Origin of the sequence: Rubellimicrobium mesophilum DSM 19309 (genome assembly GCF_000600335.2) — a bacterium.
Taxonomy (GTDB): Bacteria; Pseudomonadota; Alphaproteobacteria; order Rhodobacterales; family Rhodobacteraceae; genus Rubellimicrobium; species Rubellimicrobium mesophilum.
Window position 1 is genome coordinate 90,572 of record NZ_KK088593.1, and the last position, 14,793, is coordinate 105,364.

13 protein-coding genes and 2 pseudogenes are annotated in these 14,793 nt (G+C 70.7%); 10 read left to right on the forward strand and 5 right to left on the reverse strand.

The annotated features are described in order from the left end of the window. Nucleotides 1-34: 34 nt before the first annotated feature. Nucleotides 35-595, forward strand: coding sequence for a fasciclin domain-containing protein (locus RUMESO_RS16685; RefSeq protein WP_037281698.1), 561 nt, complete (start codon nt 35-37; stop codon nt 593-595). Between the two features lie 106 nt (nt 596-701). On the opposite strand, the gene RUMESO_RS16690 is transcribed toward RUMESO_RS16685, so the two are convergent. Next, nucleotides 702-1,562: a zinc ABC transporter substrate-binding protein gene (locus RUMESO_RS16690; protein ID WP_037281700.1), complete on the reverse strand. Its 861-nt coding sequence runs from the start codon at nt 1,560-1,562 to the stop codon at nt 702-704. A 138-nt stretch (nt 1,563-1,700) separates the two neighbouring features. Between RUMESO_RS16690 and RUMESO_RS16695 the strand changes: the two are divergent. The 6 genes and pseudogenes from RUMESO_RS16695 (at nt 1,701) to RUMESO_RS16720 (ending at nt 6,249) form a co-directional block, all read left to right on the forward strand. Continuing rightward, a pseudogene (locus RUMESO_RS16695) lies at nt 1,701-2,164 on the forward strand (Fur family transcriptional regulator). Continuing rightward, a pseudogene (locus RUMESO_RS26480) lies at nt 2,164-2,908 on the forward strand (metal ABC transporter ATP-binding protein). Before RUMESO_RS16695 ends, RUMESO_RS26480 begins: the two co-directional pseudogenes overlap by 1 nt. Further along, nucleotides 2,908-3,702 carry a metal ABC transporter permease gene (locus RUMESO_RS16705; protein WP_037281701.1) on the forward strand — a complete coding sequence of 265 codons (795 nt, stop codon included), beginning with the start codon at nt 2,908-2,910 and terminating at the stop codon, nt 3,700-3,702. The pseudogene RUMESO_RS26480 and the gene RUMESO_RS16705 overlap by 1 nt, the downstream one beginning before the upstream one ends. A 68-nt stretch (nt 3,703-3,770) precedes the next feature. After that, nucleotides 3,771-4,727 carry a daunorubicin resistance protein DrrA family ABC transporter ATP-binding protein gene (locus RUMESO_RS16710; RefSeq protein WP_037281702.1) on the forward strand — a complete coding sequence of 319 codons (957 nt, stop codon included), beginning with the start codon at nt 3,771-3,773 and terminating at the stop codon, nt 4,725-4,727. After that, a complete protein-coding gene (locus RUMESO_RS16715) occupies nt 4,724-5,560 on the forward strand; it encodes an ABC transporter permease (protein WP_082484168.1) in 837 nt (278 codons plus the stop codon). Before RUMESO_RS16710 ends, RUMESO_RS16715 begins: the two co-directional genes overlap by 4 nt. 77 nt (nt 5,561-5,637) lie before the next feature. After that, nucleotides 5,638-6,249 carry a GcrA family cell cycle regulator gene (locus tag RUMESO_RS16720; protein ID WP_037281703.1) on the forward strand — a complete coding sequence of 204 codons (612 nt, stop codon included), beginning with the start codon at nt 5,638-5,640 and terminating at the stop codon, nt 6,247-6,249. 259 nt (nt 6,250-6,508) lie between these two features. Here RUMESO_RS16720 and RUMESO_RS28200 read toward each other — a convergent pair whose 3' ends face one another. Beyond that, on the reverse strand, nt 6,509-7,558 hold the full coding sequence (locus RUMESO_RS28200) for an NAD(P)-dependent oxidoreductase (RefSeq protein ID WP_342670796.1): 1,050 nt from the start codon (nt 7,556-7,558) through the stop codon (nt 6,509-6,511). Nucleotides 7,559-7,650: 92 nt separating this feature from the next. On the opposite strand from RUMESO_RS28200, the gene rimO reads away from it, so the two are divergent. Beyond that, nucleotides 7,651-9,021, forward strand: a complete 1,371-nt coding sequence (gene rimO / locus RUMESO_RS16730) for a 30S ribosomal protein S12 methylthiotransferase RimO (RefSeq protein WP_037281704.1) — start codon at nt 7,651-7,653, stop codon at nt 9,019-9,021. A 599-nt stretch (nt 9,022-9,620) separates the two neighbouring features. After that, nucleotides 9,621-10,112 (forward strand): DUF1993 domain-containing protein, encoded by a 492-nt coding sequence (locus tag RUMESO_RS16735; protein WP_037281705.1) that lies wholly within the window; start codon nt 9,621-9,623, stop codon nt 10,110-10,112. A 6-nt stretch (nt 10,113-10,118) separates the two neighbouring features. On the opposite strand, the gene RUMESO_RS16740 is transcribed toward RUMESO_RS16735, so the two are convergent. The 3 genes from RUMESO_RS16740 to RUMESO_RS16750 form a co-directional block, all read right to left on the reverse strand. After that, a complete protein-coding gene (locus RUMESO_RS16740; RefSeq protein WP_082484170.1) occupies nt 10,119-11,942 on the reverse strand; it encodes a monovalent cation:proton antiporter-2 (CPA2) family protein in 1,824 nt (607 codons plus the stop codon). 52 nt (nt 11,943-11,994) lie between these two features. Continuing rightward, complete coding sequence (locus RUMESO_RS16745) at nt 11,995-12,675, reverse strand: exopolysaccharide biosynthesis protein (RefSeq protein ID WP_037281707.1); 681 nt, start codon at nt 12,673-12,675, stop codon at nt 11,995-11,997. A gap of 73 nt (nt 12,676-12,748) precedes the next feature. Beyond that, nucleotides 12,749-13,204 carry an NUDIX hydrolase gene (locus tag RUMESO_RS16750; protein WP_037281708.1) on the reverse strand — a complete coding sequence of 152 codons (456 nt, stop codon included), beginning with the start codon at nt 13,202-13,204 and terminating at the stop codon, nt 12,749-12,751. Between the two features lie 178 nt (nt 13,205-13,382). Between RUMESO_RS16750 and gndA the strand changes: the two genes are divergently transcribed. After that, on the forward strand, nt 13,383-14,792 hold the full coding sequence (gene gndA / locus RUMESO_RS16755) for an NADP-dependent phosphogluconate dehydrogenase (protein WP_037281709.1): 1,410 nt from the start codon (nt 13,383-13,385) through the stop codon (nt 14,790-14,792). The last annotated feature ends 1 nt before the right edge of the window (nt 14,793 follow it).

Here is a 14,793-nt window from a genome sequence, read left to right on the forward strand (position 1 = left end):
TTCTCGCCCGATCCGAATCCCAGGAGATCACAAGATGAAGACGCTTCTTTCCGCCGTGGCCCTCGCCGCGCTCGCCGTTCCCGCCTTCGCGCAGATGGCCAACCCGATGGTTGGCGGCGCCCCCATGTATGCCGACAAGACCATCGTGGAGAACGCGGTGAACTCGGCCGATCACACCACGCTCGTGGCGGCGGTGCAGGCGGCGGGGCTCGTGGACACGCTGAGCGGGGCCGGGCCCTTCACCGTGCTCGCGCCCACCAACGAGGCCTTCGCCGCGCTGCCGGCCGACACGCTCGCCGCGCTGATGCAGCCGCAGAACAAGGACAGGCTGACGCAGATCCTGACCTGCCACGTCATCCCGGCCGAGGCCTTCTCCTCGGACATCGTCGGCATGATCCAGGCGGACGGCGGGACCCATGCGATCCAGACGGTGGGCGGCTGCGTGCTCCAGGCCTCGCTGCAGAACGGCATGGTGGCGATCACCGACGAGCAGGGCCGCACGGCCCATGTGACGATCGCCGACGTGGACCAGTCGAACGGCGTGATCCACGTCATCGACCAGGTGCTCCTGCCCTCGGTCGCATCGCAGCAGTGACCTCACGCAGGCCCCGCAATGGGGCCGCGATCCGGGCCCTTGCTGACGCAGGAGGGCTCGGTGACCTGGCCGTCGGATCCGTCCCCAAGCCGGTCCGGCGGCTTCTTCATGCCCCGAGGCAGGATTCCAGCGCGGCGGTGAGGTTCGCGATGAGCGTGGGATAGAGGTCCGGTCCGGGGTCGAGGGTGAGGCCCTCGGGATCGACGGTTGCGGTGCTGAGCGGCGCGCCCTCGGCCAGCGTGTCGGCCCAGGACGGGTCGGTCTCGGCGTCGAGGAGGAGGCACCGGACCTGACCCGAGGCGACGAGGTCGCGCAGGGCGGCGATGTCGGAGGGCGCGGGCTCGGAGCCGTCGGATGGCGCGATGGCTCCGGCGGGAGCGAGGCCGACGGCGCGCCCGAAGTAGCGGTAGGCGTCGTGTCCCACCGCATAGCCGGTCTCGCCGAGGGGCGCGGGGCGCTGCCGGAGGTCGGCCCCGAGCGTCGCGAGGCGCTCCGCGGCCCCCGCCGCGTTGCGACGATAGGTTTCGGCGTCCTCCGGGTCGGCCTGGGACAGCGCCGAGGCGATGTGGCCGAGCCAGGCCGCCGCGACCTCCGGGTCGAGCCAGGCGTGCGGGTCGATGCCATCGTCGCCATCGGCCGGGAGGGGCTCCCATCCGTCGGTGGAGAGAAGGCTGTGAACCTCCGCCTGCGGAGCGAGGGAGGCGATGCTCTCGCCGAGCCAGGGGAGGAGGGCGTCGCCGGTCCATACGATCACGTCAGCCTCGGTCAGCGCCTGCGCCTCGGAGGGGGTGAGGCTCGCGTCGTGGGGCGAGGTGCCGGGCGCGACGATCAGTCCGGGGGTGCCGAGGTCGCCCATGACCATGGCGACGAGGCTTTGCACCGGGGCGGTGTCGGCCAGGACGTTCGGCGGCTCGGCCCGGACGGGCGCGGCGGCGAACAGCAGGGCGGCGAGGAGGGGCGGGGTCATGGACGCTCCTTGGGTCGGACCGGGCGGTCCTAGCGCGGGCGTTACACTGTAACAAGGGCTCAGGTGATATTGTAACGCGAACCTTGCGACGGGCGGCCCTGCGGCGCTAGGGCTCGTCATCCTGTCACGGGCTCCCCCATGTCCCACGCCTTCGACCGACACGACCACCGGACCTGCATCGCCCGCGCCCTCTCGGCCGCCGAGGGCTGCTGCGCCGAACGGGCGCTGAGCCTGACGCCGCTCCGGCGCCGGACCTTGGAGATCCTGCTCGAGTCTCACGTGGCGCTCGGCGCCTACGACGTGCTCGCGCGGCTGGAGGCGGAGGGTTCGGGTCGAAGCCGCCGGTCGCCTACCGGGCGCTGGGCTTCCTCGTGGAGAATGGCTTCGCGCACCGGATCGAGGGGCTCTCGGCCTATGTCGCCTGCGCGCGGCCGGGGGCTGAGCACGCGCCCTCCTTCCTGGTCTGCCGCTGCTGCCGTCGCGTGGCGGAGGAGGCCATCGCCGCGCCGCTCGGGCCCGAGGCGGAGGCCGAGGGCTTCGCCATCGAGCGGACGGTGGTCGAGGCGCAGGGGCTCTGCCCGGCCTGTCGGGGCCGCGCGTGATGGCGCTGATCGCGGCGGAGGGCCTGGATGTGCGGTTCGGTCGCCAGCAGGTGCTGTTCGACGTGTCGCTGAAGATCGAGACGGGCGAGATCGTCACGATCGTGGGGCCGAACGGCTCGGGCAAGTCCACGCTGCTGCGTTGCCTGATCGGCGCGCAGAGGCCCACGAAGGGCCGCATCCTCAAGGCGGCGGGGCTCAAGGTCGGCTACGTGCCGCAGAAGCTCCACATCGACCCGACGCTGCCGATCACCGCGCGGCGGTTCCTCGACCTGCCTAAGCGGGTCCCCAGGGGCCGAGGCGCGGGAGGCGCTGGAGCGGGCGGGCGCGGAGGGGCTCGCGGACCGGCAGCTCGCCGACCTGTCGGGCGGGCAATTCCAGCGGGTGCTGCTGGCGCGGGCGATCCTGGGGCGGCCCGACGTCCTGATGCTGGACGAGCCCACGCAGGGTCTCGACCAGCCGGGGGCGGCCGCCTTCTACCAGAGCCTCGAGCACATTCGGGACCGCCTGGGTTGCGCGGTCCTGATGGTGAGCCACGACCTCCATGTGGTGATGAGCGCCTCCGACCGCGTGATCTGCCTCAACGGCCACGTCTGCTGCGAGGGGCATCCGGCCGTGGTCTCGGCGGCGCCGGCCTACCGCGAGCTGTTCGGCACCGGGACCAGGGGGACCTTGGCGCTCTACCAGCACCACCACGACCACGCGGACCACGCGGCGCATCACCATCACCATCACGAGGAGGCGTGATGCTCCTCGATTCGTTCCTCCTGCGGGCGGCGCTCGCCGGCCTTGGCGTGGCGCTGGCGGCGGGGCTGCTCGGCTGCTTCGTCGTGTGGCGGCGCATGGCCTATTTCGGGGACGCGACGGCGCACGCCTCGATCCTGGGCGTGGCGCTGAGCCTGGCCATCGGGGTGCCGGTGACGCTTGGCGTCCTTCTGGTGGCGGGGGCGGTGGCGCTGCTGGTGTTCTGGCTCACCGACCGGAGCTTCGCGGCGGACACGGCGCTGGGGGTGATCGCGCATGGGGCGCTGGGGATCGGGCTCTTCGCCGTCGCCCTGGCACCCGGGCCGCGCGTGAACCTGGAGGGTTTCCTGTTCGGCGACGTGCTGACGGTGGGGCGCGCGGACCTTGCGCTCATCTGGGGCGCCGCCACGGTGGCAGGGCTGCTCGTCTGGCGGAACTGGGGGCTCCTGCTGACCTCGACGCTCTCGCCGGACCTCGCGCGGGCCGGGGGGATGGACCCGAGGCGGGGGGCGCTGCTCTTGTCGCTGCTCCTCGCGGGGCTCGTCGCCGTGGCGATCCAGGTCGTGGGCGCGCTCCTCGTGACGGCGCTCCTCATCATCCCGGCGGCGGCGGCCCGAGGGCTGGCGCGGACGCCCGAGGGGATGGCCCTGGCGGCCTGCGGGATCGGCGCGGGAGCGGCCCTCGGGGGGCTGGGGCTCGCCGTGGCGGCGGATGCCGGCGTGGGGCCCTCGACCGTCACGGTGGCGCTGCTGGCCTTCGGCCTTGTCACGGCGGCAACCCGCCTGCGTTCCGGCTGATCGGATTCGCCGCTTGACTTAGGGTCATTTCGTGCTCCTTTTGTTCTCATCCAATCAGGGTGAGAACGATGGCGGACGGTCAGCACCTCGCGATCCGCGCGCGCGGGATGGTCAAGCGCTTCGGCGACCTCACGGCGGTGGCGGGGATCGACCTCGACGTGCCGGCGGGGATGATCTTCGCGATCCTCGGGCCGAACGGGGCAGGGAAGACGACCCTCCTGCGGATGCTGGCGACGCTGCTCCGCCCCGACGCGGGCGAGGCCGCGCTGATAGGGCGGGACCTCCGCGCCGACCCCGACGGCGTGCGCGAGGTCATCAGCATGACCGGGCAGTTCGCCTCGCTGGACGAGGACCTGACCGGGCGCGAGAACCTCGTGCTGCTGGCGCGTCTCTGGGGCTTCCGGGGGGCGGCCGCGCGCGGGAGGGCGGTGGCGCTCCTCTCGGCCTTCGACCTGGCGGAGGCCGGGGGGAGGCAGGTCAAGGCCTATTCCGGGGGGATGCGGCGACGGCTCGACATCGCGGCCTCGCTGATCGTCACCCCGGGGATATTGTTCCTCGACGAGCCGACGACGGGGCTCGACCCGACAGCGCGGGCGGGGGTCTGGAGCCTCATCAAGGGGCTGGCGCAATCGGGCGTCACGATCCTGCTGACCACGCAGTACCTCGAGGAGGCGGACCAGCTCGCTGGGCGGATCGCGGTCATCGACCACGGGCGCAAGATCGCCGAGGGGACGAGCCGCGAGCTCAAGGCGCAGACGGGCTCCGGGATGCTGCACGTGTCGCCGCTCGGGGACCACGACCGCGCGGCCCTGGTGCTGGAGCGGGTCGTCGGCGTCCCGGCGCACCGCTCGGCCGAGGGAGGCGACCTGTCGGTGCCGGTGGCCGACGCCGCGCGAGCCACGGCCGCCATCTCGGCGCTGGTGGCCGAGGGGATCGAGGTCGGCGACTTCCGCATGGGGCAGCCGAGCCTCGACGAGGTGTTCTTCGCCCTCACCGGAGGGCCGGGCAGGGAGGATCGGCCATGAACGACATGGCTTTGGACCGGGCAGGCGTGACGGTGGCGCCCGCGCCGGGGCGACTCGCGCGGGTCGAAAGGCCGCCGCGTCCCTCCGCGCTGTCGAACGCGCTGGTCTTCGGCTGGCGGGCGGTGCTCAAGTTCCGCCACGTGCCGGAGCAGCTCTTCGACCTCGTGATGACGCCCATCATGTTCACGCTGCTCTTCACCTTCGTGTTCGGCGGCGCGCTGGCGGGATCGCCCCGCGAGTATCTCCAGTTCTTCCTGCCGGGCATCCTCGTGCAGACGGTGATCTTCAACTCGGTCTATTCAGGGGTGGGGCTCTGCACCGACCTGCAGAAGGGGCTCTTCGACCGCTTCCGCAGCCTGCCGATCTGGTCGCTCGCGCCCTTCGCCGGGCTCATGGTCGGCGACATCCTGCGCCATGCCATCGCCGGGGGGATCATCCTGGGGATCGGTCTCCTGCTGGGCTACCGGCCCGAGGCGGGGGTGCCGGGGGTCGTCGCGGGGTTCCTGCTGCTGTTCGTCGTGGGATTCGGGGTGGGCTGGGTGTTCATGACCATCGGGCTCCTCGTGAGCACGCCGATGACGGTGATGACCTTCGGCTTCACCTTCATCTTCCCGCTGGTCTTCGCGTCGAACATCAGCGTGAACCCGGAGACGATGCCGGGCTGGCTCGAGGCCTTCGTGAACGTGAACCCGGTGTCGCACATCACCACGGCCTTGCGGGGGCTCTTCGGCGGGACGGTCACGGCGGGGCAGGTCGGGCTCGCCCTGCTGGCGCCGGCGGCCCTGACGCTGCTGCTCGCGCCCGTGGTGCTGGCGCTCTACAGGCGCAAGTGACGCAGGCGGCGTCGCCTTGAAGTCGGGGCGCCCGCCCTGTATCTCGGTGCGTCACTGATTTTTCGTAGGGGGGCGCGATGTCCTGGACTGACGAGCGCGTCGAGACGCTGAAGCGGATGTGGTCCGAGGGGGCCTCCGCGAGCCAGATCGCCAAGGAGCTGGGCCAGGTCACGCGCAACGCGGTGATCGGCAAGGTGCACCGGCTGGGCCTGTCGAACCGCGTGGCGCTCAATGGGCAGCCCGAGGGCGAGGAGCCCGCCGTCGCCGAGGCCGCCTCCGCTCCGGCCACGGCCCCCGCGCCGGTCGACGACGAGGACGATGCGCCCGAGGACGAGGAACTCGCCGCCGCGCCCGAGCCCGAGGCGGATGCCGAGGACGAGGAGGAGGTTGAGGCGCCGGTCCCGTTCCGCCGCCCGATCATCCCCGCCGGCCAGCCGCTGCCGCCCCAGCCCTCGGCCAACGAGATCAGCCCCGAGGCGCAGGCGGCTGCGCTCGCGGTAGAGAAGGCGGCCAAGCGGCTGTCGCTCATGGAGCTGACCGAGAAGACCTGCAAATGGCCGGTGGGCGACCCCGCGACGCCGAACTTCTGGTTCTGCGGGATGCCCGTGCAGCAGGGCAAGCCCTACTGCGAGGCCCATGTCGGCGTGGCCTTCCAGCCCATGAGCGCCCGGCGCGACCGGCGGCGGTAGGGGCGCTCCTCCATCGGGGCGCCATCCTGGGCCGTGGGGGGCACCTCGCCACGGCCCTTTTGTCCAGGGGCTGTTCCTTCGGGACGAATCGGCGCGACGTGATCGGGCCCCGCCCCCGTCGCGCGCTTCCTCCCGGCCGTTGACGATTCCTTAACCTTTCTCTGCCATGGTGATGCCTGTCCCTGGGTCGCCGCCCGGCGGGGTAGGGGAAGTTGCGCGCCCGGTCCGCGCCACGCCGCCGTCGGATGCGCCCGTGGCCCTAGTTCACCGCCACTGGCTTCGAGCGGAACCGCGCCACCGTCTCGCGCTCCGCCCGCTTGCAGACCTGGGGCGGCAGGCCACGGTCGAGGAGGCTCAGGTCCTCCATGACCATCTCGCCCATCCTCTTGAAGGCGATGTCGAGCGCGCCCGCGCGATGCGCCGAGAGGAGGAATCCCGGCAGGGAGCGCACGGGGTGATCCGCTGGCAGGGGCTCCTCCGGGAAGACGTCGCTCGCCGCCGTGAGGTGCCCGGAGCGAACCGCTTCCATCAGGGCCGGGAAGTCCACCACGGCGGCGCGCGACAGGAGGATCAGCGAGGCGCCGCGCGGCATCCGGGAGAAGGCCGCGGCGCCGAGGAAGCCCTGGTTCTCGCTTGTCACCGCGGCCGTGACGAAGAGCGTCTCGGACTGGGCGAGCAGCGCGTCGAGGTCCATAGGCTCGGCGCCGAACGAGCGGGTGACCGATGGCGCCTGCCAGGGGTCGTGGGCGAGGAGGCGAGGGCGGAAGCCCTGGAGCACGCGGGCCACGGCCTGCCCCAGCGTCCCCATGCCGAGGATGCCGATGGTCGAACCGGTGAGGAGCCGTGCGCCCTGGTTGCCTCGCCGCCCCATCTCTCCTCTCCCCGCCGGAAATCGGCGTCCGCGCCGTGGATGTTGCGGGCGAGGGCAAGCGCGAAGCCCAGGCCGATCTCGGCCACGGGCTCGGCGAAGACGGCGTTGGGGATGACGACGTGGATGCCGCGCCGGAAGACCTCCTCGTAGGGCATGTTGGGGAGGAGGTTGGACTCCACGTTGAAGATGCAGCGGAGCGACTCCATTCGCGCCAGCAGATCCTCGGTCAGCGGCGGCTGGCCGATGATGTAGCGGGCCTCGCGCAGGGTCTCGTCGGGGAGCGACGGGAGCGCCTCGTCGGTGGTCTCGACCACGTCGTAGCGATCGTAGAGCTGGTGCAGGAGGTCGGGCGCGAAGAGCAGCGGCAAGGTGCGCGGCAGCGGGCAGGCGAGGATCACGGGGCGGTCGTTCATGGAGGCCTCCTGGGGTCGGAGGCATCTGACCCGGGGCGCGCGGGCGTGGCAAGGCGTCCCACTTTTCATGTGCCGCCGGAGCCGCTATGTCCGCCCATCCCGTCCGAGGCTTGCCGCATGACCCTGAACCCGCCGAACCTCCGTCCCGACATCGCCCCCAAGGCGCGGCTCGTGGAGCCTGCCCGTCCCGGCCAGCCCACGATCGGCATGGTTTCGCTCGGCTGTCCCAAGGCGCTTGTGGACAGCGAGCGCATCCTGACGCGGCTTCGGGCCGAGGGCTACGCCATCTCGCCGGACTATCAGGGCGCCGATGCGGTGATCGTGAACACCTGCGGGTTCCTCGACAGCGCCAAGGCCGAGAGCCTCGAGGCCATCGGCGAGGCCATCGCGCAGAACGGCAAGGTGATCGTGACGGGATGCCTGGGGGCCGAGCCCGAGTACATCACCGGGGCCCATCCCCGCGTCCTCGCCGTGACGGGGCCGCACCAGTACGAGCAGGTGCTGGACGCGGTCCACGGCGCGGTGCCGCCGAGCCCCGATCCCTTCGTCGACCTGCTGCCCGCGACGGGGGTGCGTCTGACGCCTCGGCACTACAGCTACCTAAAGATTTCCGAGGGTTGCAACCACAAGTGCAAGTTCTGCATCATCCCCGACATGCGCGGCCGGCTCCAGTCGCGTCCGGCCTTCGCGGTGATGCGCGAGGCGGAGAAGCTGGTCGCGGCCGGGGTGAAGGAGCTGCTGGTCATCTCTCAGGATACGTCGGCCTACGGGGTCGACATCCGCCACGCCGAGGAGCGGGGGCACCGGGCGCACATCGTGGACCTCGCGCGGGACCTCGGCAGCCTCGGCGCGTGGGTGCGGCTCCACTACGTCTATCCGTATCCTCATGTCCGCGACCTCATCCCGCTGATGGCCGAGGGGCTGGTGCTGCCCTATCTCGACATCCCGTTCCAGCACGCCCACCCGGACACGCTGCGCCGCATGGCCCGACCCGCCGCCGCCGCGCGGACGCTGGACGAGATCGCCGCCTGGCGCTCGGTGTGCCCGGAGATCGTGCTGCGGTCGACCTTCATCGTGGGCTACCCCGGCGAGACCGAGGCCGAGTTCGAGACGCTGCTCGACTGGCTGGACGAGGCCCGGCTCGATCGCGTGGGGTGCTTCAAGTACGAGAACGTCGCGGGCGCGCGGTCGAACGCGCTGCCGGACCATGTCCCCGAGGACGTCAAGCAGGAGCGCTGGGAACGCTTCATGGAGAAGGCCCAGGCCATCTCCGAGGCGAAGCTGGAGGCCAAGGTCGGGACCCGGATGGAGGTCCTCGTGGACGAGGTGGACGAGGACGGCGCCACCTGCCGCACCAAGGGCGACGCGCCGGAGATCGACGGGAACCTCTTCATCGACGAGGGCTTCGAGGGGCTGCAGGCCGGCGACCTCGTGACCGTCGAGGTCGAGGAGGCGGGAGAATACGACCTTTGGGGACGGCGGGCCTGACATCGCCAATTTGAGAGACTAGACGACCGACACGACATTTGTTGCCATCTGACGATCCTAGTATCATATCATTGATGTCAGAGCGGCGAAACGGCGGCCAGTTAAAGTGGATATTGAGGACTTCAAGCGCGACTATCGACGTGTGGCGGCACAAATCACTCAGGAATTCACGATCAGCCCACAGTTCGGTCGTGACAAGGAAGTTTACATTAGCCCACGGCGGTCTCACGCCGGCATACGCTTTAAGCACAGTTTGAACGCTGGTCGGGCCTGTGTCATATTTCCAAAGGACTGGCGGGATGCTGCTCTAAACTTTGACGGTCTGCCTGAGGGCGTCAGTCGGACGCTATTCAGTAGCGAAACGCACTTCTGCATGAAGGTGCCGGTTCTGGACCTCGGCCGGACTCCTGATGAGCAAGTGGCGGCAGTTAAAGTCGCCTTCGACGCACTTCAGGCCCTTTCAAAGTTGTCTTGGCAGGTTACAGGCTAATTGCCTCTGGGACGATGTGTTGCCGGAAAGCAGAGTGTCTGCGGCTACCCGGGCTTGACGGGCAAACGCTCCTGTTGCTGGTCTCCCCCAGCAACCCAGGGAGTCGCCCATGCAAGACGCCATCGCCGCCATGACGCGCCAGCTTTCGGCGCTGAGGGGCCTGCTTCAGAAGGCCGAGGATCACTGCGCCGCGCGTCGGATCGACCCGTCCGTGCTGCTCGGCTGCCGGCTGTTCCCGGACATGTATCCGCTGAGCCGGCAGGTGCAGATCGCCTGCGACCATGCCAAGGGGGCGGCGCATCGGCTGGCCGGTCGGGAGGTGCCGTCCGTGCCGGACGTGGAGACGACCTTCGCGGAACTGCGTGACAGGATCGACCGGACCGCGACGCTCGTCCGCGAACTGCCGGCCGAAGCCTACGAGGGCGCGGAAACGCGAACCGTGACCCTGAAGATGCGGACGGGCGAGGTGACCTTCACGGGGCGCGACTACCTTTGGAAGTTTGCGCTCCCGAACCTCTACTTCCACGCGGCGACGGCCTACAACATCCTGCGCCACAATGGCGTGGAACTCGGCAAGCGAGACTTCCTGGGCGCGTCCTGAGAGGCCTCAGCTCTGCCGGACCCCGGTTCCGATCGGCCCGTCGAGCTTGGGCGCGCGGGCCGCGCGGGCGGCCTCGCGCTGCTCCTCGGGCAGGTTCGAGAGCAGGAGCTCCCGCCCGCTCGTCAGGTCGCCGGCGATCTGGGCCGCGAGGCGGTCGGCGTCGCGGGTGCGGACCTCGTCGAGGACCTGCTCCACCGCTTCGGGCGTCTCGCCGAGGTCGTCGAGCGCGCGGCCCCCGAAGGCCAGCGCGGATTCGAAGGTCTCGCGGAGCTGGTAGTCCACGCCCGCCCGGATCAGCGCGAGGGCGTGGGCGCGATCGAAGGCACGGGCGAGGACGGGGACCAGCGGGAACTCGGCCTTTGCGATCTGGGCGATGCGGGTCGCGGCCTCGGAGTTGTCGATGCAGATCAGGATGGCGCGGGCTTCGGCGGCGCCGGCGGCCTGAAGGATGTCGAGGCGAGCGCCGTCGCCGAAGTAGACCTTCATCCCCATGAAGCCCGCGACCGTGATCATCTCGGTGTCGGTGTCGATGATCGAGACCGACCAGCCGCGACCGAGCAGCACCTGCGTGACGATCTGGCCGAAGCGGCCGAAGCCGATGACCAGGACGGCGTTTCGGAGGTCCTGTGGCTGCTCGAACCCCTCGCCGTCGTCCACGCGGGCGTGTCGGGCGAACCGGTCATGCAGGGCGAGCAGGAGGGGGTTGAGGCACATCGACAGGATGACGACCGCTGTCAGCGACGCCGAGCCACGCGAGTCGATGAGGCCCACGCCCAGGGCGGCGGCATAGAGGACGAAGGCGAACTCGCCGCCGTGGGCCATGACGGCGGCCCGCTCCAGCGCCTCGGCGTGCGATGCGCCAAAGAGCCGGGCCGCGCAGTACACGCCCAGGCCCTTGAACAGGACGAAGGCCGCGACCGCAAGAAGGATCATCCGCCAGTCCTGCGCGACGGCGGAAAGGTCGAGCGACATCCCCACGGCGAGGAAGAAGAGGCCGAGAAGGAGGCCCCGAAAGGGCTCGATGTCGGCCTCGAGCTGGTGGCGGAAGGTGGATTCGGAGAGGAGGACGCCCGCCAGGAAGGCGCCCATCGCGGTCGACAGGCCGCCGAGCTGCAGGAGCAGCGCGGAGCCCAGGACCACGAGGAGCGCCCCCGCCGTCATCACCTCGCGCCCCCCGAAGGCGGCGAGGCCTCGGAACATCGGGTTGAGCAGGTAGCGCCCGGCCGCGATGAGGATCGCGACGGCGCCGAGGCCGATGGCGACTCCGGCCATCCGCTCCCCTGTCGTCGTCGTCTCGCCGCCAGGGGCGAGGAAGGCCACCAGGGCGAGGAGCGGGACGATGGAGAGGTCCTCGAGCAGCAGGATCGAGACGATGCGCTGGCCCTTGGGCTTGGAGAGGTCGCCCCTCTCGTCGAGGACCTGCATCACGATGGCGGTGGATGTCAGGACGAAGCCGGCCCCGAACACGAGGGAGGAGGGCAGCGGATAGCCCAGCGCCCAGCCGATCCCGCCCAGCAGCACGAGCCCGGCAAGGACCTGCGTCAGGCCGAGACCGAAGATGTCCCGCCGCATGGACCAGAGCCGCCGCGGCTCCATCTCGAGGCCGATGATGAACAGGAAGAGGACGATGCCGAGCTCGGCGACGTGGAGGATCGTCTCGGGCTCCTCGATGACGCCAAGGCCGAAGGGCCCCATGGCGAGACCTGCCGCGAGATAGCCCAGGACGGAACCCAGCCCCGCGCGCCGGAAGAGCGGCACCGCGAACACGGCGGCGCCGAGCAGCATCACCGCGGCGGCGAGGTCGGTGGGGGGAGCGGCCTCGGCAGCCATGCGGGTCTCCTTCCGGCGAACCGGGGGAGCCTAGCGGGCCGTTACGCCGGGGTCAAAAGGCGTTGACGAGCAGGAACCAAGTCATCTTGGCGAGAGCGTAGACGACGCCCCAGGCCACGAGCAGCGCGATGGCGCCCACCGCGATGCCTCCGCCGATCCAGAACCCGTCGCGCTCCAGCACGCCCAGGGCGATCAGGCAGATCGCGATGCCGGGCAGCATGTTGCCCAGCGGGACCGGCAGGACGAGCACGATCGACAGGATCAGGCAGAAGGCGCCGATGAGCCGCTCGGCGATGGGGTCACCCAGGACGCTGAGGCGTGGCGCGGTGAAGCGGTCGGCCCATTCGAGCCAGGGGTTCACCCGCTCCACGAGGTTGGCGAAGTCGTCCCGGGACATGGACCGGAGCGAGACGACCTTGGGAAGCCAGACGGGCTTGCCCAGCATCATCTGGGCCGACAGGAACAGGAGCGGCAGGCCCAGGATGCTGGAGGTGCCGGGGATCGCGGGGATGGCGTTCGGAAAGGCGAAGATCAGCAGCAGGGCCCCGAAGGCACGGCCGTGCATCGCCTGGATGATGTCGGCGATGCAGACGCGCGTCCGCGAGGTGTCGGCGGCGATCTCTTCGAGGATCTGGGACAGCTTCCTGCGCGGGCGAAGGGACTTGAGCCGGCGCCGCCGGGTGGCGTGATCGGAGTCCTCGGCCTCGTCCCAGAAGGGATCGTCCTGACGCATGAGCACACCCCCCACCCCGGCGCCCATTAAGGCGCGGGCGCGGGCACCCGCAAGCCCGGCCGGAGGTCTTGCGTCAGAAGGTCCTCAGAATGTCGCGCAGACCTTCCTCGTCCACCATCCAGGCGGCCTTTTCCGGGCTGACCCAGACGCGGTCGCGGCGATGCGCCTCCGGGTAGTCGTGCGCCTCCTCGCGCACCTTGATGGCGTAGACCTTGAGCAGGCAGGGCACGTCGTCGCCCTGAGGCGTCCGCTTGGTGGCCATGTAGGCCCCGAGAGGCTTGCGCGAGGCCTTGCCCCGGACGACGCCGCCTTCCTCCCAGGCCTCCGTCAGCGCGGCCTCGGAAGGGGACTTGCCCTCGATGGGCCAGCCCTTCGGCAGGATCCAGCGGCCGTTCGACGACGTGACGAGGAGCACCTCCCGCCCATGCTCCCCCTTGCGCCAGCAGAGCGCCGCGAGCTGCGCGAGCTGCGGCTGGGTGTGGCGGAGAGGGGCGCGGCCCTGGGACGGAATGGGACGGACGAGCGACATGACGGGCCTGTATGGGCGAATATTGTTGTGCTTTTCCCGAAATGTAGTGCGTCCTTGGCTCGGTTTCAAACGAAGGGTGCCGCGATCCGGGCGCTTGCCGCGGATTTGTGCAGCGCAGTGCGCAGTTGCCCCGGGCGCGGCGACGGCTACTGTGACGGAACGAGAAGGGGAGGACGGGATGCGGGACACGACGGCGAGCCTGGGGCTCTATGGCCTGGGCGTGATGGGGTCGGCGCTGGCGCTCAACATCCTCGAGCGGGGGTTTCCGCTGCACGTGGCCAACCGGACGGCCTCCAAGGTCCCCGGGTTCCTGCAGGAGGCCGGGCCGCTGGGAAGCCGCGCGATCGGGCACGAGAGCCTCGCCGCCATGGCGGCGGCGATGCCGGCGCCCCGGGCGATCATCCTCATGGTGGATGCCGGGCCGGCGGTCGATCAGGCCATCGACGCGCTGCTGCCGCATCTGCGGCCGGGCGACACGGTCGTGGACTGCGGCAATGCCGACTTCCACGATACCCGCCGCCGCGCCGCCGAGATCGAGGCGCGAGGCCTCAACTACCTGGGCGTCGGAGTCTCGGGCGGGGAGGAGGGCGCGCGGCATGGGCCCGCGATCATGGCGGGCGGGCGGATCGAGGCCTGGGAGCACCTGGCTCCGGTCTTCGAGGCGATCGCGGCCAAGTACGAAGGCCAGCCCTGCGCGGCGCTGATGGGGCCGGACGGGGCGGGGCACTTCGTCAAGACGGTGCACAACGGCATCGAATACGCGGACATGCAGCTCATCGCGGAGGTCTATGGGCTGATGCGCTACGGCATGGGGCAGGCGCCCGCCGGGATCGGCGAGGTCTTCGCCCGCTGGGACCAGGGGCGGCTCAAGAGCTACCTCGTGGAGATCACCGCGGCGGTCCTGCGCGCCGTCGACCCGGCGACGGGCGGGCCCGTGGTGGACGTGATCGAGGACCGGGCGGGGCAGAAGGGCACCGGGCGCTGGACGGTCGTGGAGGCCCTGGCGCTGGGACAGTCGGCCTCGACCATCGAAGCGGCGGTGGGCGCGCGGGGCTGGTCGGCCGAGAAGGAGACTCGGGCGGCCGGCGAGGCGATCCTGGGAAGCCCGCGCGGACCCGTGCAGGTTTCGGAGGGTGACCTGGAGGGGGCGCTGCTCGCCGGGCGGATCATCGCCTACGCGCAGGGGTTCCGCATCCTTCTGGCGGCCTCCGAGAACTACGTCTGGGGACTCGATCAGGCGCGGGTGGCCGAGACCTGGCGCGCGGGCTGCATCATCCGGTCGGCGCTGCTGGGCGACATCGCCGCGGCGTTCCGGGGGGAGATGCCGATGGGGCAGCTCGTCCTCGCGCCGGCTTTCGCGGCGGACCTGAGGGCCTCGCTGCCGGCGTTGCGCCGGGTCGTCGCGGCGGCGGCCCTGGGCGGACATCCGGTCCCGGCGCTCTCGGCGGCCCTGGCCTTCGCGGACACCTTCGCGCAGGGGCGCGGGACCACGGACCTGATCCAGGGGCAGCGGGACTACTTCGGCCGGCATGGGTTCGTGCGGCTCGATACGGGGGCGGTGCATCAGCACGGGCCTTGGGCGGGCTGAC